The organism is Microbulbifer maximicatervae (SeqCode) (genome assembly GCF_052467695.1).
The window spans coordinates 4,186,459-4,207,664 of record NZ_CP174320.1; the positions used below are offsets into that span (position 1 = coordinate 4,186,459).

Here is a 21,206-nt window from a genome sequence, read left to right on the forward strand (position 1 = left end):
AAATAAAATTGCCAACAAGCTCATATCACACCCTCTTCCACCGTATCGGGATCAACATCCACTAGCGGTTTCATTGCACTTAGGGCACCGGCAACATCTGCCAGTCTCGGAGAGGCGAATAAACGTCTGAGGGGAAGCAGCAAGCGGTGTTGCTGTTTTAAGCGGTCGATAAACCGGGTGGCCAATAAACTATCGCCACCCAATTCAAAGAAATTTTGATCGCGGTTTATCGCTGGCAGGTTAAGAAGTTCCTGCCAGATCAGTGCGACCAGGCGCTCGTTATCTGTTGCCAGCTCAGCCGCTTTTTCCTGTTGCGGTTTTTCCACCGCATGCACGAGCTTTAATACTGAAGCCCGATCCAATTTGCCGTTTGCACTCAAGGGCATTTCCGGCAAGGTCACAATGAAATCCGGGACCATATAAGACGGAAGATGGTGGCGAAGGTACTCGCGCAAGTCATCAGTACTAAAAGTTGGTGGGCATTCGGGTGCGAGCACAACGGCAGCGACCAGCTGTTGTTCTTCTGTGGTTAGCACCAGCGCGCGCTGCACAAACATCTGACGATTAAATACGGTTTCGATTTCACCCAGCTCTATGCGATGGCCACGGACCTTCACCTGGCTATCGGCGCGCCCCAAAAATTCCAGGCATCCATTCGGCCAGTAGCGTCCAAGATCCCCTGTGCGATACCAGCGCTCACCATCGACCGTAACAAAGCGCGCTTCGGTCAACTCGGGAGCCGCGCGATAGCCCATGGCGACACCATCACCACCGATCCACAGCTCACCCGTTGTCCAGTCAGGGCAGTCGCGCCCCTGGGCATCCACCACCCTGAATTTCTGGTTGGCCAGGGGGTATCCGTACGGGATCGAGTGCCAGCTTGGGGCAACGTCTATAACTTCAAAACTGTTGGACCAAATAGAAGCTTCCGTGGCGCCACCCAGTGCGATAAAACGGCATTCGGGCTGTACTTGTTTTAAGCGCTGGGGTAAATCCAGGCCAATCCAATCGCCGGAATTTAATACCAAACGCAATTTGCCAGGCGGTGTACCTGCACCGACAGTGAGTAACATATCCAGTAGCGCCGGTACCGTATTCCAGATGGTGATGCCGTAGTGACATACCCGTTGATGCCAGCACTCGGCATCCCGCCGGTCCTCTTCATCAATCAATACCAGCGCACCACCGACAGATAGCAGTCCGAAAATATCGAAAACAGAGAGGTCAAAATCCAGGGCTGAAATGGCCAGTACACGATCATTTTCATCAACAGAGAAACGTTCGTTGATATCCGCAATGGTATTCCAGGCGGCACTGTGACTGACTTCGACGCCCTTGGGTTCGCCCGTGGAGCCGGAAGTGAAAATGATATAAGCCAGTTGCTCAGGTTCTGTTGCAATAGGCTCAGAAATCGGTTCACCAATAGGAGTGAACTGTTCGGCCTGATGAATTGCACTTTGGTCGAGTACCACTTTTACATCGGCACGGCGCAACATTGACTCGCGCCTGGCCTTCGGTTGATCGATACCAACAGGCAAATAAGCAGCTCCCGCTGCGAGTACCCCCAAAACAGCGGCAATCTGGTCGGGTCCTTTCGGCAGGTTAACGGCCACCACCTCGGCAGATGAAACCTGACTTTCCAATAACCAGGCAGCGATACGCAAAGCACGCTCTGCCAGGACGCCATAACTCAGGGAATTATCGTCACCCCAATATAAGGCGATATTGTCGGGATTCGCTTTTGCTTGCTGGAAAAATCGCTGCGACAAATTATCTGTTGGGTCAATTGCGGTACGCTTTTCAAGCTGGGTTCTCAATTCCCGTTGAGACTTGGGTAATAAATCAGGCGGTGTGGAATCCCATTCAGCGTCACCCGTCCATTGGAGCAAGCCGATATAGGCCTGGAACATTTCCGCGCACATCCCCTCAGGGAAAAGCGCTTCGACCACATCCCAATTTAAGAAAACGCCTCCCTCGACTTCGACCACCTGGTGATCCAACCAGACTTGCGGCGTTTGTGTCAGGGCCCAGATGGGTTCCCGCAGAGGCCCATCCTCCGGTGCCGCTGTGCCACCGGGAATACCCAGTGCACTGGTGAAGACCACGGGCATTGTGGCTTCCGCGTCGCTCTGTCGGCGGGCTAATTCCCGCATCAAGCTAACACTGGAAATATCGCGATGTTCCAGGGCCGCGCCAACTTCCCCTTGTATTTTTTTCGCTCGCACCAACCAGCTGTCACCGGCCTCAGGTCGGTAACCCACCAGGGTCAGGGAGGTGAAATCCCCCATTACCCGATAGATATCTGGATGAACTTCACGGCGATCAAACAGGGTAAGGTTCAAACTCAGGTCAGGGCGACTGCTCCAACGACTAAGCACCTCGGCAAAAGCTGTTAGAAGCAGACTTGATGGAGTGATTCCCTGCTCAGCCGCGCGCGCAACCAGGTTTTGCCAGGTCCGCTTATCAATATGCTGTTGATGGCGCACAAAGTGCGGGCGCTCAATGGATGCCGGCTCCCGCACTATGGGCAGCTGAGGCGCGGGAGGCAGCTCCGATAATTTGTGTTGCCAAAATGTTTTTGCGGCAGCCAGGGGACCTTCGGCAAGATCACTATCAAATACTGCGGTAGTTTGCGGCAATACATTGCGCACATAATCGCGGAAAGAGAGTTCGATAGAAGGTAGATGAGTTTCAGGGCTCTGATAGAGGATATTTAGCTCACGATAAAACAGCAGAATACTGAAGGCATCGAGAATCAAATTGTCCAAACCGATAGCCAATCGGGTATTGCGCCCACAGCGCACCGCACGGACATCAAACAGTGGCCAGCTGCTGGGCTCAAACACCTGCTCCGCGCACTCCTGTCGCAGTTGCGCAAAAGCAGAAGTTGGATCGCTGTCTACGTCTGTAACATCAATGGAAAATCTCGGCACATCGGCAAGGATGCGCTGACGACCTTCACTGTCGAATACAGCCCGCAGCATTTCATGGCGGGCAATCATCGCATTTAGTGCAGACTCCAAACGCTCCAGATCGAGATCAACAACGTCGTATTCGCGATAAAAATGACAACCGATACCACCCAAAACAAATTCCGGGTCCCTTCCCAGCCAATAGGCCCGCTGGACATCGGTAGGTTCAAAAGCGGCGTACCGATTGGCCTTATCCGATTGCCAGGGTGTAGCAACAATTTCGGTAGTGCCTTTGTTTGGCTGTGGGTTCTCAGTTGGATCTTGAACTAATGTCGCAGCAAAGTCGGCCAGGCTGGGCTGGCTAAATAATTCCGACAGTGTGACACCTACGAAGCCAGACTCGCGCAGGTCTCGCACAACACGGGTTGCCAAAAGGGAGTCACCCCCAAGTGCGAAGAAATTATCATCCCGTGCTATATCATCAACATCGAGGAATTTGCACCAGGCGGCAGCCACCTGCTGCTCTAATTTACCTCGCGGCGGGTTCTGCTTTGCCTGATGTTGCGCTATGGATTCATCGGCAAACTGCTGTAAACCGCCGCGATCAATTTTGCCATTGGCCGTAAGGGGTATTTCAGCGAGACAGCAAAGCTCACTGGGCAGCATGGCGCTGGTCAATCGCTGGGTCAGGAATTCCCGCAAGTCGCTCAAGGGTTCCTGCAATTGCTGCAAATCAACAAAGCACTTTTCTGAAGCGGTGCTGGATTTCGCCACTTTGGGCTCTGGAACTACAACCGCCACCACACCTCGCTGGGTCAGCAGAGCGACCGCTTGCGCAATCGCATTGTGCGCAGTCAGCGCGGCTTCAATCTCGCCGAGTTCGATACGGTGTCCACGCACTTTGATCTGGTTATCGGCGCGGCCCAAAAATTCCAGGCAACCATTTGGCCAGTAGCGGCCCAGATCTCCGGTACGATACCAACGTTCGCCTCCGTCTGTTACAAAACGTGCTGCGGTGATTTCAGCAGCACCTCGGTATCCAAGGGCAACGCCCGCACCACCGATCCACAACTCCCCTATCACCCAGTCAGGGCAATCTCGGCCCAGGGAATCCACCACTCTGAATTGCTGGTTGGCTAAGGGGTAACCATAGGGGATGGATCTCCAAGAGGGATCGACTTCTTTTACTTCAAAATTGTTGGACCAGATAGAAGCCTCGGTGGCCCCACCCAAAGCGATAAAGCGGCAACTCGGATTTACACGTTTTAACCTTTCCGGCAGGTCCAGGCTGATCCAGTCTCCGGAATTTAATACCAGGCGCAGCTCTCCCGCTGGAGTATCACCACCGGTGGTTAATAGCATATCCAAAAGGGCCGGTACTGTATTCCAAACAGTAACGTTATGTTGACACACCAGCTGGTGCCAGCGCTCTGCATCCCGCCGAGATTCCTCTTCAACCAATACCAGTGCACCACCTGCGGACAGCAGCCCAAAAATATCGTAAACGGATAGGTCAAAATCCAAGGCTGATACTGCGAGCACACGATCACTTTCGTTAACAGAAAAGCGCTCGTTAATGTCCGCTATGGTGTTCCAGGCACTTCCGTGGCTAATTTCAACTCCCTTGGGCTCACCGGTAGAGCCAGAGGTAAAAATGGTATAAGCGAGATCCTTTGTCTCACCCACTACGGGCCGGGATAAAGGGGCAACACCCGAGAGCACAGACAAGTCATCAATAACCAGCTTGGCCCTGGCAAGCTTGAGCACACGCTCCCTGCGAAGCGGTGGCTGGTCTATTCCCAGCGGCAGGTAAGCCGCTCCAGCGGCCATTACCCCAAGAACGGCAATAATCTGCTCCAGGCCCTTGGGCAATAAAATCCCGACCATATCACCGGGCTCAACCCCCTGAAGTTGCAGGTAAGCTGCCATTGCCAGGGCACTGTGGGCCAAGTCCCCATAGCTAATTTGCTCATCGTTCCAATACAAAGCCACGGCTTCCGGGCGGCTTTCAGCATTGTTAAAAAACTGCTCGTGTAATTGGTGGGAGTGAATTTTTTTAGCCGTGGAATTTACCCGCTGGCGTTGCTGCTTTTGCTCAGCTGGCAGTAGTGAAGGTATTGGCTGGTCCCAGAATTGTGGGTTGTCGATCAGGCGCTCCAGGAGCTGCGTAAAGGCTACAAACATGCCATCCAGGACACCGGGCGCAAAAGCGGCTTCCCGCGCATCCCAATTCACGGACAGGCCGCCTTTTAGCTCCATAACTTGTACGTCCAGCCAAACCTGTGGCCCTTGGGAAATAATCCAATTGACATCTCCAAAGGCACTGCGAACTGACTCGCCAAATAATTCTCCCAACCCAAGCGCACTGGTAAAGACAACCGGCGCAAACACCGTTTGTCCCTGTTGCCTGCTGAGGTCACGCAGCACCTCTACGCCGGAATAACTCCCGTGCGCTACATCCTGACGGAAGTTGTGTTGTAAACGCTGTGCACGCTCAACGAAGGTCCCACTCTGGCTGCCCTGCCAGGCAAGCAAGATCGAAGAAGTAAAGTCTCCTACCAGGGAGTTGACATCCCGGTGCAGGGATTCCCGGTCGAACAGGGGGAGATTCAGCAGGAAGTCTGACTCTTCGCTATAGACCGTAAGCACTTCGGCAAGCGCCGCTGCCAGGGTCATGGACAAAGTAATTCCGTGACGGCTCGCAAGTTCCGCCAGCTGGTTTTTCTGGTCAGCAGACAAGCTATAGTGACGCCGAACAACTCGACGAGTGTCTTTAGACTCAGTACCTATCGCGGTTGGCAACTGAGGGGCGCCGGGCAAACCTGCCAGGCGATCCTGCCAGTGTTCTTTGGCCTGCTGCTTCTCAGCTCGGCGCTCTTCCTTTGAGTGAAGAGCGCTGCGGTCAGCCTGGTAGCGCGGATAACTGTAATTAAGCGGAACCAGAGACTGCTCTGGTTCCAGGTAGAGCTTGGCCAAGTCATTCAGTAACACGCGCAGACTAAAGGCATCTGCAGCTACCATATCCAGATTAATATGTAGGCGTGTGCCGCCAGCTTTTAATTCCGCAGGTAACAATGAGAGCTGTACATCAAAAACCTCGCCCTGCGATATATCCAGCTGCCGATGGGAGAGTTGCTCCCTAACAGCGATAAGACTCTGCTCCGCTTCTGCGGCAACCTGATGCCTGAAATCATGAACCTTTAAACCGGGCCAGCTCACTTCTGCGGGAATCTGCTGTCGACCATCATCGAGGATTTGAACACGCAACATTCCATGCCGCTCGAATAGGGAGCGCACAGCCTGTTCCAATCGATCAGGTACTACATCCTGGCCATCAAACTCATGATAAAAATGTGCGGCAACGCCCCCTAAATATTGATTCGGGTCTCGTCCAATCCAATAGGCATGTTGCATCGGTGCCAAATCAAAGGGAGTGCCTTCATCAAAGGCTCCCGGCACAGATAAATGTTCACTGGTACTTTCTTCAGTTCCAGTAGCCAACTGAGGTAGAGAAAGCCAGGCTTCCAATTGAGGCACTGCAATAAGATCAGCAAATTTTACTTTGATCTTTTTCTGCCTTAATTGACCAGCTATCTTCATGATTTGTACTGAGTTGAGCCCCAGTGCAATTAAGTCAGCCTGCGGATGAATGCCATTAATATCGGCATCAATAGACTGACAAACTAAATCCTTTAACAAACTGGACGGACTGATTGGCTCTGATTTATTCTGCGGCTTCGGCGACAAGAGATACGCTCCTTATTGCGTCTCGGATAACACGCATTTTGATGCAACTTTCATGATACTCGTGGGTAGGAAGGGAAGCCTCAACCAGGCCGCAACCGGCAAATAGCGTTACCTTGCCCGGAGTAATAAGTGCAGAACGCAGTGCAACAGCAAACTCCCCTTCCCCCTCGGCATTGAGCCAACCAACAGGTCCGGCATACCAACCGCGATCCAGGCCTTCATTTTCACGGATATACTTCAGTGCTTTTTTCCTCGGCAGGCCTCCCACCGCAGCACTTGGGTGTAAATCCGATAAGATATCCAACAGATTTACGCCATCTTTCACAAAACCTTCCAGCGGCGTAAGCAAATGCTGAATTTGCTTTAATTTGCAGAGTTGGGGCGGTTCTGGTTCCGCTACGTTGTGGCAGTATTTGCGCAAAATAGAAAGGAGATGTTGGACAACCAGGTCGTGTTCAAATCGGTCCTTCTCGCTGTCAAGCAGAGATATCCCCAATCTATAATCAGTTGCCGGGTCTTTTCCCCGAGGTGCGCTACCGGCCAAAGCCACTGTGCTAATACGCCCGTCTTTACCAGCCGCTAAGCGCTCAGGCGAAGCCCCAAGAAAGCAACTTTCCCTCCGAGAAAAGGCAAATAAATAGGCATCGGGGTAAGATTCTTGTAAATATTCGAGAATACTTCCCGGGCAGCAATCCGCGCTCAGTGATTCAGAACGAGCGAGAACTACTTTTTGAAACTCGTTGCGCTTGATTGATTCTACCGCACCAACTACACGCTGCTGCCAAGCCATTTGGCCTGCATAATTTTGGCTAAAATCAGACTCCACCGAAAACAAATTGTCATTCGCAGAAAGGTCAGAGCTACGAGACAAAATATGCTGCCACTGCGCCTTCACCCGCTCCGCAGCCTGATTGCATTCCGTTTGATCGGTAACGATAAAATTCATTACCAGATAACTGCGATCCCCTTCACTGTAAAGGGCCAACTCGGGCAACGTAAGCGCCCCTGCGGGAAAGTCTTGCCACAAGGATGAGGAATCTTTTTGGCTATCAAAAGCAAACCCACCACACAAAACCGGCCGATGCCCCCCGCTTACCACAGCGGAGGACAGTAATTTTTGCCAATTGGCTTGGATTTCAGACCAAGATTCCCCTGGGGCACAACTAAATTCACAGGCAGAGCCAAAGGTCACAGCATATTCATCTCTAGAGGGCACACCCCACAGAGACGCGAACCTTTCATGCTGATAGCCGGTGGCAAACAACCCTATTGGGTTGCGTCTATGACATGGAGATGAAAACGATACCAGAACCTCTGGCTGTCCCTGGCTGACCCAGGACTTGGCTTCCTGCAAACAGGCTTCCAGGCCAGCATATTTAGAGCGGCCCTTCATACACCTTCCTCAACGGGCAAGCCGCGCTCAGCGCGCCAATGCAGCTTTTGCTGAGTGATAAACCAGTGAATAATCCCGGTAAAAAGCTGCTCTATATAATCTGCGGAAAGTTGTTCTTTCTCAGCCCAACGACGGCGGTCAATCAACATATCCGCAACCCGGTCTGGAGCAGGAATACTCGTTTCATCCGGCTTGAACTGGGCTGCTGACAAAACATACCCCATACGCCGCTGCAACAGCCTGATGATCTCGCGATCAATGGAATCGATACCTTGGCGGATCTCATTCAGATTTTCACACTCCATTGGTAGCTTCGTTGCTTGCATAGAAACTCCATCACCTAAGCAGTTCATCTTCCCATTAATAATGAAACGTTATAACATATCATTTGCGAAATCAACGGGATGTTTGTTTTGGATTTGGGCGTCAGGGTGGAGAGAGTGTGTGCTACTTGTTACTAAAGAGAAATAATTCGAACATCACCAAAAATAACGATCTTGGATTAATCGAGGTAGAGATCCACTATCTATTGAACGATGGAGAATATAGAGCCGCTCAACAGCCCTACTCTCCCGACAATTAATTTCGATAGCGTTACAAGAAACAGAAAGATTTTATACGGCCAACTTAACTTCACATACAGTTAGGCCAAGCGGAGCTTCTGAACAATATGGCCAACCACCAGATCGGGGCATTCTGACAGATAAAAATGGTTACCTGCGTATTCGTTCAATTGGAACTCACCATTGGTCCACTGCTGCCAACCCCGAGCTTCGACGGTACTCAACTCAGGATCATCCCGTCCTAGCATCGCGGTGATGGGGCAATCTAGAAGTTGGTCCGAGGACATCTTGCTGGTTTCGATCAATCGATAATCCTGGCGTATAGCAGGAAGTAGTAGAGCCCTTAACTCAGGAATTTCCAATAACTCAGGAGAGGTGCCGCCAAGCTCAATGAGTTGTTGGCACAGAGATTCATCACTTAACTGGTGTATGTTTCCACTCTTTTGAAATTGTGGCGCTTCGCGCGCAGAGACAAATATGTGTTCAGGACCGTGCAATTTTTCGCGATACAAGGAGAGAGCCAATTCATGAGCAACTGTAGCTCCCATACTGTGCCCAAATACTGCCCAGGGTTTATCGATGACAGGTTTGATAGCCCTACTTAACAAAGCAATTAAAGTTTGCATATCTGCGGGCATAGCTTCATTACAGCGTTGCTCCCTACCCGGTAAACATACGAGAACCAATTCTATGGAATCTGGCAATAATTTCGCCCAGGGCCGGTAAAGTGATGCTGTACCACCAGCATGAGGCAAACACAAAAGTCGGATAGCCGCTTTAGGTTGAGGGCGAGGGATTTGTAGCCAAGCGCCGGACATAGATTTATCTCAATAAGAAATTTGAAGCCGTGAATACTAACTGTTAATTCTTAATTTAGAAATCTGAAGAAGATTCAAAAAATCACCCGCCTGCTCCACCCAAACATTTCAGGAGACCAGCATGGAAAATAATTTACTTAATGGTTACACGCCTCACCCAAAGGAACTAGAGGCTTTCTATCAGCAACAAGGAATTTGGGATAACCAACCTATTTGGGAGCTGATCACACGTAATGCGAAAAACTTTCCCAATCGATGCGCAGTTCGGGACCTATCGGATCAATTAACTTACGCAGAATTGGTTAACGAGGCCGATAGTATTGCCGCAGGCCTGGTGGAACAAGGCTACAAAGTTGGGGAGCGGGCAATACTCCAGTGGAGCAATCAGGTCAGTTTTATTACAACCCTGCTCGGCTTATTTCGAGCGGGACTGGTTCCTGTACTAGCTTTGCCTGCGCATCGCCAAAATGAAATATGCCATTTTGCACAGGTCTCGGGTGCCAGTATCTATATCACTTCAGGAGCGGAAAGTGATGCAAGCAGTCACAGCATGATAGAACAAATTGCTTCGCAATCTCCGACTTTGCGAGGCATATACAGTTCTGATGAAAATGACACATTCCCCTCCCTGCCCAGAACAGAATGCCAAGGCTTCACCCCTGTTCCCGTAGACCCCCACGCCCCAGCTCTATTCCTCGTTTCCGGTGGCACTACAGGACTTCCGAAACTTATTCCACGCTCCCACAATGACTATCGCTACAACATTACCTGCGCTACGGCTGCTTGTAATTTAGGAAAAGATGAAATCTATCTGGCAGTACTCCCCGCCGCCCATAATTTTCCATTGGGTTGCCCCGGCATTCTGGGCACGCTATCCATGGGTGGGCAGGTAATATTCACCAAAGATGCAAGCCCGGACTACTGCTTTGAGCTGATAGAGCGTTACGGCGTAACCGCCACAGCCCTGGTCCCAGCACTGGCTCAAATCTGGACTGCAGCGACAGAATGGGAAGATGCTGATTTAAGCTCTCTCCGCTTACTTCAAGTTGGTGGCTCAAAGCTGAGTCCAACTGACGCCTATGCTGCGATAGATGCTTTTCCCGGTGCACTACAGCAGGTATTCGGAATGGCCGAAGGGTTGATTTGTTACACCCATCGCGAAGATAACAATGAAACCATCACCAATACTCAAGGAAGACCTATGAGTTCCCTCGATACTCTAAAAGTGGTTGATGAGTACGGGCAGGAAGTGAAAGCCGGAGAAGAAGGAGAACTGCTTACTCGCGGCCCCTATACACTGAGAGGCTATTACCGTGCAGAAGAACATAACCGACGCGCTTTTACCCCAGATGGATTCTATTGCAGCGGGGATCGTGTACGCATTCTGGACAATGGCAATATTGTAGTTACTGGACGACTCAAAGATGTTGTAAATCGGGGCGGGGAAACATTTGCATGTGACGAAATTGAAGAGCATCTACTCGCCCACCCCAGCATCCAACAAGCAGCTATCATTGCTTTGCCAGACCAAGAGATGGGAGAGCAAGTTGGAGCGACTATCGTATGTACGGATAAAGCGCCAAGCTTGCAAACGTTGCGCGACTTCTTAACCGAAAGGGGCCTGGCCAGCTTTAAGCTACCTGAGCAGCTTAAAGTGTTATCTCGTCTGCCGGTTACCGCAGTCGGGAAAGTTGATAAGAGGAAGCTCTTAGATCTTATCGATTAGTACTATTTGAGAGATTGAGCACCCATATTCATGAAAGTATGGCTTTAACCCATACTTTCATTTTAAATGAACAAGAAGTATAAATCAGAATATAAAGGATATACCAACTTGCAACACATTAAGGTTCCTTAAATCAAATTCTATATGGTCAAAGTCATTCATATAATACTCCCCCACCTTACCAACATTATGCAGCATGTATTCGGCACTTATACGGAAAGAGTTATTAAAGTTGTATCGCGCACCTAGACCTACATGGAAATAGCTTTTACTGAATTCATTTGACCCATAATAGTTACCACCAGCGTAAAATTCATCCATAGTATATGACCAGTCCAGCTGCGCAAAACTATAGCCCAACAACAAATACATGCAGGACCTGTCGCAATACCAAGATAAATCCAGAGTTCCTGTAATTGAAAATACATCCAAGCGATGTTTCTGATTGACCTGGTATCGCTCAACAACTGTAACTTCGTCATCGATATAATCGATATTTTCTACCGATATCGATCGCCCTAAATTTGTTCTGCCATAGCTAAAGCGAAGTTCAAACGGGTAGCCATTGAAGTCGATCCCGATATCGACGCTGCCCCAAGGCTCACTTCCTGAACTTGAGGTTTTGTAGTAACTATATTCGTAAAAATAATCGTAGTAGAAATATGGGTCATAAAATACACCCACAGTACGATAATCCTGCTTAACCTCCAGCCTATTAACTCCACCATTCAGTGAAATATATGGACGAAACCCCCACGGGTTTTCTAGACTACCATAGTCAGCAGCTATGGCCTCCATGGAAAAAATAAGTGATCCAATAATGACAGCTGAGTGCAGGCGCATAGTAACCTCCTTGTCGCTTTACACAACTCAAGACCCTAACAGAATCCAATACATTGATTTGTCGATATGACTAAAAGTCCTTTACAGCGGAACAAAAAACAATTTGTCAAAGCTCCCATCTTGATATCGACAAATGGTGTTCTTATGCAATGAAAAGCTATGGATTCAAAGTAAATTTGTACTCCTATAAATTTAAAAATAGCAGTTACTCCTAACTTCCAGGGCTCAATTTACTGCCAGGGTAGCGAAAGGTGTTAGCAAAGTGATGAACGGGCATAAACCAACAATGTAAGAACGAAGCCGTTAGATTTATACACGCCGTTTAAATACTCTGAATTTCAGATATAAACAACAATCAAAAACGATACTCTTATATTATTCATACTTTGATGCCGAGCAACACAAGGAGGAGGGCTGAAAATCAGGACACTCCGCGATCCCTTGCCGTTTTATGTCATTTGACCAACTATTTTATGCTGGCATAACATTTACCTCAGCATCAAGATTCTTTGTGGCAACCCCGGTCAATGAATACGAAATTGCGTCCAGGGTTGTCACGCAAAACAATATCATTTTGGCGGCGCACATTTATCGGCTATCGCATATAACTCCACCCTACTGATATGAAAACGATCCATATTCACATCCTTAAAAGCCATTAACTGGATCTCAAAGAGTCTAGTTTGCAATACCCGGTTGTGCGTTGGTGGCGCATACTTAGACTTACTACTATGTAAAAACTATTTCTCGGATCGGGATACTATTTGTCAGTCAAACCTAAGAGGAATAATTAAACACTCAATGTCCGCCGTAACTTCAATAGATCCTAATAACCAATGCAAACTTCGTACTCTCTTTTCCCACATCAGATTTACACAGTGATCTATAAACTAATACCCACTTGTAACTAAGTGGCAAAACTTGGCCGGCCAATAATTTTGTTTGCGCAAATCAGGTATATCATGATGCTCCCTCTCCACGGAAAGCGTATCCTTTCATTCGAAACCTGGGGCGCAGGTTCCTTTCATGGCACTTTACTAGCTTTTCTGGGCGCAGAAGTAGTCAATATTGAAGACCCCAAACAAGGTGGGAATCCACTTAGAAAAATGGGATCTATCTATCTTGATGAAGCTCGCGAAGACAATGAGACAAGTGAATCGACGCTCCACAACAAGAAGAGCTTGGCCCTCGATATCAGGGCCCCCGCTGGCAGGAAGGTATTCTTGAAGCTTGTGAATAACTCACATGCTGTTATCGACAACTTTCGAGGTTCTTTGCCCGAAGAGTTAGGCGTTACCTATGCTGACCTCAAAGTGGCGAACCCTAAAATAGTTTGTACTCATCTCTCAGGGTACGGCAGAGACAACAATAGAAAACACTGGCCAGGATATGATTTCCTTATGCAGGCAGAAACTGGTTGGATGTCAGTGACTGGAGAACCAGGATCTATCCCAACCAAAGTTGGCGTGTCAGTAGTGGATCTCCTGGGGAGTGTCTATTCAGCCCTCTGTACCGTTTCAGGGTTACTGCGGACCGAAGTCACAGGAAAAGGCGGTGATTTTGACACTAACTTATTCGATATCGCGCTAAATTGCCTCTGCTACCAAGGGTTATGGTTTCTTAACGAGGGGATAGTCCCAGGGAAGCAACCTCGCTCAGCCCACGCATCCCAAGCACCTTGCCAATTAGTAAAGACAGCAGATGGTTGGTTTTATGTGGCCTGCTTAACCCAGAAGTTCTGGGAAATGCTTTGTCACGAACTAGGCTCCGATATATTACAAACTGATGCCCGCTTTTTGACCAATGAAAGCAGGATGCAAAACAGAGAGCTGCTGACAGAAGCTCTGGACCAGCACTTCCAGAAGAGAACAACAAAAGAATGGTGCGCTCAAATGGAGGGTAAAATCCCCTGTGCCCCGGTCTATGATATCGCCGAGGCGCTTAACAACCCCTATGTCCAAGATAACGACAAGACTGTATCAATTCCTTATACACGCAGTACAAGCCGTGACTCAATACAATTTATAAACGCCCCCTTCTCTATTCCCGACACTCCTCCAGTGCCTTTCCAGCAAGCACCACTTTACGGAGAGAACACTCGAGAGATCCTTGGTGACCTGGGTATCCCACAAGATGAAGTGGAGTCCCTGGCAAAAGCTGGCGTGATCTATTGCTGCTGAAATGCATCGGTACTGATGAGGATAACTCCCAATTGGCCAGACCACCCTCTACCTAGGCGCCCTGTTACTACAATTTCCTCAGTTCCACCCGATACCTCACCACCCCAGGAAGACGGGATTGAACGGGAGCTACCTTAACGCTATGAACATTGGCCACCTGGATTGGAATGCCATTCTCGCCCACGCCCGCAGTCTTTCACTCTACGGTGGACCAGATATACCTGTTTCTGCCGTATGTCTCGATGACATTCCCGTTTGTGGCCCCGTTGAACTGAAACATATCAGCCAAAATGCCGCGCAGGAACACGGAGCCATTATCATGTCTAGCGGCGGCACAACTGGAAAGCCGAAGCTGGCCTATACACCTTATCACCAGGCAATTCAAAGATTGCTCAAGGAATGGCGCCCGCTCAGCTCTCAAAGTGTTCTTCTTAATCTCTTTAATCCTGGGCGGCTATGGGGTGCACACTACTTTATTCAAACACTGGCAGAGGCTTCCAAATGCACCATTGCACCTACAGGCCCCTTTATACCCGGTGAGGTGGAGAATTGGCTGGAACTTCTACATAACATCGATGTGGACTCACTTGCTGGCGCACCCACAGGACTGGCAGATTTTGCCGAAGGTATACTAGATTCAGGCAGCCAACTCCCAATAAAGACAATTATCTGGATGGGGGAACCTTGGACCAAAGCAAAGTTGAAGGTCATACGTAAGGCTTTCCCTGATGCTGGGCTGTGGTGCGACTATGGATCGGTAGAAACCAATAGCATTGCTGTCAATTCCCCTGAGTGTGATTTGAACATATATCACCTTTTAGCGGACCAATTGATCGAAACTGACGATCAAGGCGCCCTGCTTACCCGTGTAGGTACAGGGTGGACAGTACCGATAGTGCGTTACCGGTTAGGTGACCTAATCCAAAAAGCAACTTGTCCCTGTGGTCGCCCTAATGGCCTATCTATTCAGGGGAGAGCAGATGACAATGTCGGGTTATGCAGCGCCCTTCTGGACCTCAATAAGATCATAGAACTCACCTATGAATGTGAAGGCGTCGAAGAAGTTCAACTACTTCTCAGCGGCGACACACAAACAAAAAAGTCTGCCGATTCAATAGTCATTCAGTTCACAGGCACGGCAAGTGCCAACAGCATCTGTGAGCATATTTTGAACAACATTCACAACCTCGCCTCTGTTGTCAGACAGTACCCTCAGTCCTTCACAGTACAAAAAGCCGAGCGACTTAAGCGTATCGAACGCACCAACAAAGTTCCCCGGGTTATTTGGAGAATGAGCGATGGGAAATAGCGGTAGAACTCAAAGCATAACTCCCCCTAGCGCATCCGACGGTCCTATGTGGGACCGTCTTATGGGAAACTATAATTTTGCCTGCCTGATGGTTTCTGCAAGGTTGGATATCACCGGGCTAATTGAACGCGGTTACGATTCCTGCGAAGCACTCAGTAAGGAATTGCAGCTCAGCAATAAAGGAATGGGCTTCTTTCTGTTGATTCTGAGTCATTTGGGGTATATCTGCTTCGACAAACAACAAGTGAAAAATACAGAGCTGGGGAAATGCTACCTCTCCAAAAATAGTCACTACTATTGGGGGGAAGTCTTACTCGATCCTTTTCAAATCTATGACATCAATCACCTGGATAAAAAGATACTCACCAGCTTACAAAGAGAATATGAGCTGGAATGTAAAGGTCGCTCTGTAACCGACATGTGGCAAAAAAATGACATGGACGATGACTCAGCAGCAGCTTTTACTCATCTGATGCATTCGCAGGGGTTTGCCTCCGCAGTTGAGGCTGCTTCCTGCGGTATTTTTGAAAACGCTCAAACCCTACTCGATGCCGGTGGAGGCTCTGGAACCATTGCTCTCGCCTTCTGCGATACCTATCCTGAGCGCAATGCGCTGCTCTTCGACCTGCCGCCGGTTTGCGATATAGCAGCATTGTATATAAGTAAGTTCAAGAAAGACCAGCAAATCCAGATAGTTAAAGGGGATTTCTTTAGAGACCCATGGCCTGAGGGGTTCGATGGCATTTGCTTTAGCAATGTGTTGCACGATTGGCAGTATGCTACATGCCAAATCTTGATCGACAGAGCCTTCGCACTTTTACCAAAAGGTGGGCAGGTATTTATTCACGATATGCTCTTCGATGATACTCGTTTAACGCCAAGCTTGTTCTGCTTTCATTTGTTTATGAACCACGGCTCCCAACTATACTCAGCCAAAGCGCTTTATCGGATGCTTGAGACAGCAGGATTTGTAAATCCTCAATCATACCAGGCACTCGGCTATTTCTCGGTATTATCGGCCAGAAAACCCTAGCCCTACCCTTATTACCCTATTTTACTTATATGCTATCTATCGCTACTTCCACGAGCAGTTCGCTTTTTGATTACCATTTCGTCACCGATTGACTATTAGGGTATTAGCTAGAAAGTGTTTAACCTTTAAATAATAGTAAATAGTTTTTGATTTAAGCATTATAAAACTATAACTTTGTGAGTTGCTTCTCGTTAATACATTTAAAGTGGCTAACAGGTTATATCTTTTCGATATCATTGCTTTTGCACTCTATTGACCTTCAGGGGTTTATACTTAAAACATTTGAAGATTATTGAAGTTCCTGATATCCGACCTCACAAGGGAGATGGGTAGAAATAAACTTCATACGTTTAGAGACGCAAGTATTGCTGCATGCGATTACTTTTATCTCGGCAGTCGTAATAGAGAGCGCAATTAAATCTGTTTAAAAAATAACAAACTCAGGCGAACAGTAGGAATAATAATGAAAAAAAACTATTCATGGCCACTCTCGAAAGGGCTAAAGAAGATTTGTATCGCTCTATTTAGTTATATAACGTTGATGAGTACACCTCTATTTGCAAAGACCGATCCCTATTCAATGTTGGTTCAATTCAACCTCTATTACGATTACGAGACAGAACAAGGTACCAATGACCACGCAAAATATGCACTCGAGCTACAACGGCGCCTGACTTACTCAACACCAATTCGCTATACACAAGTCCTTGCAACACACAACAGTTATAACTCTGATGCCTATGGTGCTATCTGGGTAGGCTCTGAACAATCTGCCAGGGTTAAAGACCAAATTGATATTGGTGCTGAAATTATTGAGCTGGACCTGCATCAGTTCAGTGGTGAACAATATTTTTGTCATGGCTCATTCTATTGTAATTTCTGGCTTGATCCTCAACGCGTTCCTATCTCTACTGTATTGGGAGATTTGAGGGATTGGGCTTACAAGCAGGATCAATATGGCACTAACCGTACAGTAATCGTACATATCGAAAATGCGGTATCGTCCGGTGCCCAGGTAACTTTTAAAAATCATCTTATAGATCAGATAGGCCTGGAATACATTTACACACCCCAAGACTATAGAGAGGACTTTCCCAATGGGATTGAAGTCACGAGCTATAAACGAACCTCACTCCCCTCTCAAGAGTTATCACGGGAGACAGTCCGTAAACATGATGGTGTAAATGGAAAAAAGAGATTCGTATTTTTCTGGACAAAAAATGACAGCAATATTAGGGATGATAATGAGTCATTCGATGTAATATTCGATGGATGGGGTGGACTGGACAGACACTGGAAGAGTGGCGATGACGATTCCCTGGATAACTGGGATGACGGCATCAACACCGTAGAACACTATGATGTCAGTGCTACAGACAGCAGATTTCAAAATAAAGGACTATGGTCTTGGGGAGAGGGAGAACCCAATGATCATGGTAACGGAGAGGACTGCGCTGTTATCAGAAGCGACGGGCGCTTTAATGACCGCCAATGTGATCGTTCCTATTCATTTGCTTGTAAGAGACGGTTAAATGGCGAACTGCATGTAAACGACTTAAAAGATGATGGCGCTATCAATTACCCTGTTATGTGGTCACTGACTACGAGTAAGTCTACCTGGTCGAATGGAGAAAGTGAATGTCAGGCACTGGGTACTCAATGGCACTTCGATGTGCCTCGCAATATGATGGAAGCGCTCGCATTGAAAAGTAAGCTGGCAGCTGCCAGTGAGACAGCAGCCTGGATTGCTTATACTGACCAGGATAGTGAAGGTACAATTGAAGGTGACTTTATAATAACAACTGTAGATTACTAAAAAGATATTGTAGGGTTCTTTGGCTTTAGGTAATTAGAGATCTACTAACTTTCAACTTGATCTGACAGTTACCCGCTTCTTAGAAGAAGCCCTGTCAGATCAAGTTCAATCATGCCTATTTTTAATGTGAAAACATCTTATCTTTACGGCCCATCATCCTATAAAAATATTTAAAAGACCTCACAATAAAAAATCTGTGGTACAGGTAACGAGCTACCGATGACTCCTATTCTCAAGGTTAACAGCAGCCCGCCTAATTTTAGCTATGAACTCTATAAGCGCTGTTCGGTCGCTGGTACGTCCCTTTCCTTTATCATAGGTGCAAACCTGAAATATGTTAAAGTTCGCCAAAACCACTCTAGCGGCCCCATACGAAATGCCTTGAGCCAAAGATCCGAATAGGCCAGCTGAAACAGGCCCAGCAGCACACAGACCCCAAGTACTTCTATACGTGTCAGCTCACCATACAAGCCCAATCCAAAGCCATAAAAAATATAAATGCAAATAAATGATTGAGCCAAGTAATTGGTAAATGCCATCCGTCCAACACTTTGGATTTTTCCTTTGATCCATAGGTGCTTACCTAACTTGAACCAAAGGCAGATCAATCCGATATAACCGATACTGGTAAATGTGGACCCTACCAAATTAAAAATGGCACCATAGGTGAAGTAATCATCCATACTCCAGTCATGACTATAGTTCCAAATAAGCCCTATACCGGTCAATGTCACACCAATAGCCACCCCAGCAATAGCTAGTTTTTTGTAGGCAGACGAACTGGCTTTGCCACGTAGGATATCCAACTTAAACAGGCCCATTCCCAGCAACATCATAGCGGCAGCTTTTAAAACAATGGAGAGACTAAAGTAGGAAATAACGATTGCTGATTCCGGACTAGAAGCTAAATTACCAGCAACTAATCGACTCCCGACCAGATCCCAGAACCCTCCTCGATATATTTCTATATCTTGCTGGATCTGCGCTGTATCAGGGGCAAAAATGGCTGCCGTTGCATATCGAGCTTCTCCTGTTAGGGGTTGTATAAAAGCTCCTGCCAGATATGAGCTATATGCTGACAAGGCAAGAGTAATCACCCCCAATGCAATCAGCCAGCTTCCGCGCAACTTGCGGAACAAATAGGCAAACATGGCTATAAATGCATAGATCATCAGGATGTCGCCTTCCCAAATGAAGATGCCATGACAAAGGCCTATCAATAACAGCCAAAAATTTCGACTGTAATGAATTTTTGCAGCAGACTTATTCTGCTGCTTGCGTTTCTCAGCTAATAGTATGATCCCCGCGCCGAATAGCATGGCAAAAAGCCCCATGAACTTTTGATCAGCAAACAAATGGAAAAAGCTAAAGAGAAACTCATTCAAAGGGCCATTTGGCAAATAGGCCTTCGGATTCAAATAAGCCGCCATAGGCATAGAGAAATTTATCATATTCATTAAAGGAAGCCCCAACAAAGCGACTCCCCTTAACAAATCCAGCTGTGATATTCGATCCTGCATATAAGTCCTTTTAAAACTAAAATACGTTGCAGATGTAAAGAGGTGGAGATTACAGGAAAAGAGGAAGAAATCGCTATATTTTTTCTGATCGCAGGTACCAACTAGGACCTTTCTAAGGAAGCTTTGATAAATGGACTTCTAGCCACCCCCATGGGATGAGAGCATGCATTTGAGAAAAAACTTCTCGCAGCGAGTTCCATGGCGCTTCAGATTATATGCTGCTTCGTCAAAGGTGGCTAGGTACAAGATCTTGACGAATAGCGGAATACTACCAAGTTGGCTCGAAATTAATCAGAAGTTCCCTAACTAAGCTAAATATCAATTAACGTATTACTATCCAACATCGCCTTCGCCTGCTGAAATGCAGTTTCGGGTACATAAGGATGGGAGAAAATCCAAAACTGCCCGCTTTCTATACCACTAGTAATGATATCAGCAGCTTTTTCTGGCTTCATACCTTCAGAAACCACCTTGACAACTTTGGCTTTAACTTTTTTCTCGACTTCAGACTCAGGGTGAATTACCGCTACACTTGCAGGCCTATTACGTGAAGAGTCGAGAATATTAGTTTTTATAGCACCAGGACAAAATACAGAAGTTTTTATAGGCGAGTTAGCCAAACGAAGATCCCGCTCTAAACTTTGCATTAAACCTACAACACCAAATTTTGAAACATTGTAGGCCCCTAAGTACCCTATACCATATAGGCCGGATTCCGATGCTACAGACAATATATGGCCCTCGTCATTCTGTTCGATATGAGGGAGAAATACATGAATACCGTTAATAGGCCCCCACAAATTCACCGATAAAATCCACTCCCACTCATCCATAGAGGTTTCTGCTATAGCCCCCAAAGGACCTATTCCGGCCACATTACAGAGCAAGTGTACCTTATCAAAGTGCTTTAAAGTTCTATCGGCGATGTTTTGCACATCCCCAAGTTTAGATACATCTGCTTGTACGCATATACACTCAGCACCTTTTCGTGCTATCAACTTGGCTGTTGATTCGAGATGACTTAGGGTATATCCGGCTAATACCAACTTCATTCCTTTTTCGGCTAAACGTATTGCTAAAGCCCGCCCTAGTCCACTGCCCGCTCCTGTAACAACAGCAACTTTATCAGAAAAATCCATAACTTTCCTTTTTACAATATATTCAACATGACTAGGAACTTTAGATTCAACAAATCCTTAAATAGTTGATATATAGCTATTCACAGCAATAAAAATTGAATAAATTGAACCTCTACCAATAATCTGAATAACTGCCAGGAATCTTATCCTTTAGCCCTTCAGTTAAAGTCTGTTGTGGCCATTTAAGCCACTTAAACTTTAATTAAG

The 21,206-nt window shown here is 47.3% G+C and carries 12 protein-coding genes; 5 read left to right on the plus strand and 7 right to left on the minus strand.

The features are described 5' to 3' along the window. Positions 1-20 precede the first annotated feature (20 nt). From ACJJI8_RS18370 to ACJJI8_RS18385, 4 genes are all read right to left on the minus strand, one after another. Positions 21-6,659: a non-ribosomal peptide synthetase gene (locus ACJJI8_RS18370; RefSeq protein ID WP_444933290.1), complete on the minus strand. Its 6,639-nt coding sequence runs from the start codon at positions 6,657-6,659 to the stop codon at positions 21-23. Beyond that, on the minus strand, positions 6,637-8,052 hold the full coding sequence (locus ACJJI8_RS18375; RefSeq protein ID WP_444933291.1) for an isochorismate synthase: 1,416 nt from the start codon (positions 8,050-8,052) through the stop codon (positions 6,637-6,639). Before ACJJI8_RS18375 ends, ACJJI8_RS18370 begins: the two co-directional genes overlap by 23 nt. Continuing rightward, positions 8,049-8,378: an isochorismate lyase gene (locus tag ACJJI8_RS18380; protein ID WP_444933292.1), complete on the minus strand. Its 330-nt coding sequence runs from the start codon at positions 8,376-8,378 to the stop codon at positions 8,049-8,051. The genes ACJJI8_RS18375 and ACJJI8_RS18380 overlap by 4 nt, the downstream gene beginning before the upstream one ends. A 317-nt stretch (positions 8,379-8,695) precedes the next feature. Beyond that, on the minus strand, positions 8,696-9,433 hold the full coding sequence (locus ACJJI8_RS18385; RefSeq protein WP_444933293.1) for a thioesterase II family protein: 738 nt from the start codon (positions 9,431-9,433) through the stop codon (positions 8,696-8,698). A gap of 121 nt (positions 9,434-9,554) precedes the next feature. Between ACJJI8_RS18385 and ACJJI8_RS18390 the strand changes: the two genes are divergently transcribed. After that, positions 9,555-11,159, plus strand: coding sequence for a (2,3-dihydroxybenzoyl)adenylate synthase (locus ACJJI8_RS18390; protein WP_444933294.1), 1,605 nt, complete (start codon positions 9,555-9,557; stop codon positions 11,157-11,159). An 84-nt stretch (positions 11,160-11,243) separates the two neighbouring features. Here the strand turns inward: ACJJI8_RS18390 and ACJJI8_RS18395 are convergent, their stop codons facing one another. Next, on the minus strand, positions 11,244-12,002 hold the full coding sequence (locus ACJJI8_RS18395) for a putative outer membrane beta-barrel protein (RefSeq protein ID WP_444933295.1): 759 nt from the start codon (positions 12,000-12,002) through the stop codon (positions 11,244-11,246). 962 nt (positions 12,003-12,964) lie between these two features. Here ACJJI8_RS18395 and ACJJI8_RS18400 point away from each other — a divergent pair. The 4 genes from ACJJI8_RS18400 (at position 12,965) to ACJJI8_RS18415 (ending at position 18,340) form a co-directional block, all read left to right on the plus strand. After that, positions 12,965-14,182, plus strand: a complete 1,218-nt coding sequence (locus ACJJI8_RS18400) for a CaiB/BaiF CoA transferase family protein (protein ID WP_444933296.1) — start codon at positions 12,965-12,967, stop codon at positions 14,180-14,182. A 118-nt stretch (positions 14,183-14,300) separates the two neighbouring features. Further along, entirely contained in the window at positions 14,301-15,491 is a 1,191-nt protein-coding gene (locus ACJJI8_RS18405) for an AMP-binding protein (RefSeq protein WP_444933297.1), read from the plus strand. 61 nt (positions 15,492-15,552) lie between these two features. Beyond that, a complete protein-coding gene (locus ACJJI8_RS18410) occupies positions 15,553-16,524 on the plus strand; it encodes a methyltransferase (RefSeq protein ID WP_444933298.1) in 972 nt (323 codons plus the stop codon). Positions 16,525-16,987: 463 nt separating this feature from the next. Further along, a complete protein-coding gene (locus tag ACJJI8_RS18415; protein ID WP_444933299.1) occupies positions 16,988-18,340 on the plus strand; it encodes a lectin-like protein in 1,353 nt (450 codons plus the stop codon). A gap of 272 nt (positions 18,341-18,612) precedes the next feature. Here the strand turns inward: ACJJI8_RS18415 and ACJJI8_RS18420 are convergent, their stop codons facing one another. Both ACJJI8_RS18420 and ACJJI8_RS18425 read right to left on the minus strand, forming a co-directional pair. Beyond that, on the minus strand, positions 18,613-19,860 hold the full coding sequence (locus tag ACJJI8_RS18420) for a DUF418 domain-containing protein (protein ID WP_444933300.1): 1,248 nt from the start codon (positions 19,858-19,860) through the stop codon (positions 18,613-18,615). Positions 19,861-20,171: 311 nt separating this feature from the next. Then, the gene (locus ACJJI8_RS18425) at positions 20,172-20,999 is read right to left on the minus strand and encodes an SDR family NAD(P)-dependent oxidoreductase (RefSeq protein ID WP_444933301.1); all 828 of its coding nucleotides are present in this window, start codon (positions 20,997-20,999) and stop codon (positions 20,172-20,174) included. Between the last annotated feature and the right edge of the window lie 207 nt (positions 21,000-21,206).

Coding starts and splice junctions, on each gene's coding strand:
- ACJJI8_RS18375 (WP_444933291.1), bottom strand. CDS start 8,052: ATGAAGGGCCGCTCTAAATATGCTGGCCTGGAAGCCTGTTTGCAGGAA.
- ACJJI8_RS18380 (WP_444933292.1), bottom strand. CDS start 8,378: ATGCAAGCAACGAAGCTACCAATGGAGTGTGAAAATCTGAATGAGATC.
- ACJJI8_RS18385 (WP_444933293.1), bottom strand. CDS start 9,433: ATGTCCGGCGCTTGGCTACAAATCCCTCGCCCTCAACCTAAAGCGGCT.
- ACJJI8_RS18390 (WP_444933294.1), top strand. CDS start 9,555: ATGGAAAATAATTTACTTAATGGTTACACGCCTCACCCAAAGGAACTA.
- ACJJI8_RS18395 (WP_444933295.1), bottom strand. CDS start 12,002: ATGCGCCTGCACTCAGCTGTCATTATTGGATCACTTATTTTTTCCATG.
- ACJJI8_RS18400 (WP_444933296.1), top strand. CDS start 12,965: ATGATGCTCCCTCTCCACGGAAAGCGTATCCTTTCATTCGAAACCTGG.
- ACJJI8_RS18410 (WP_444933298.1), top strand. CDS start 15,553: ATGGGAAACTATAATTTTGCCTGCCTGATGGTTTCTGCAAGGTTGGAT.
- ACJJI8_RS18415 (WP_444933299.1), top strand. CDS start 16,988: ATGAAAAAAAACTATTCATGGCCACTCTCGAAAGGGCTAAAGAAGATT.
- ACJJI8_RS18420 (WP_444933300.1), bottom strand. CDS start 19,860: ATGCAGGATCGAATATCACAGCTGGATTTGTTAAGGGGAGTCGCTTTG.
- ACJJI8_RS18425 (WP_444933301.1), bottom strand. CDS start 20,999: ATGGATTTTTCTGATAAAGTTGCTGTTGTTACAGGAGCGGGCAGTGGA.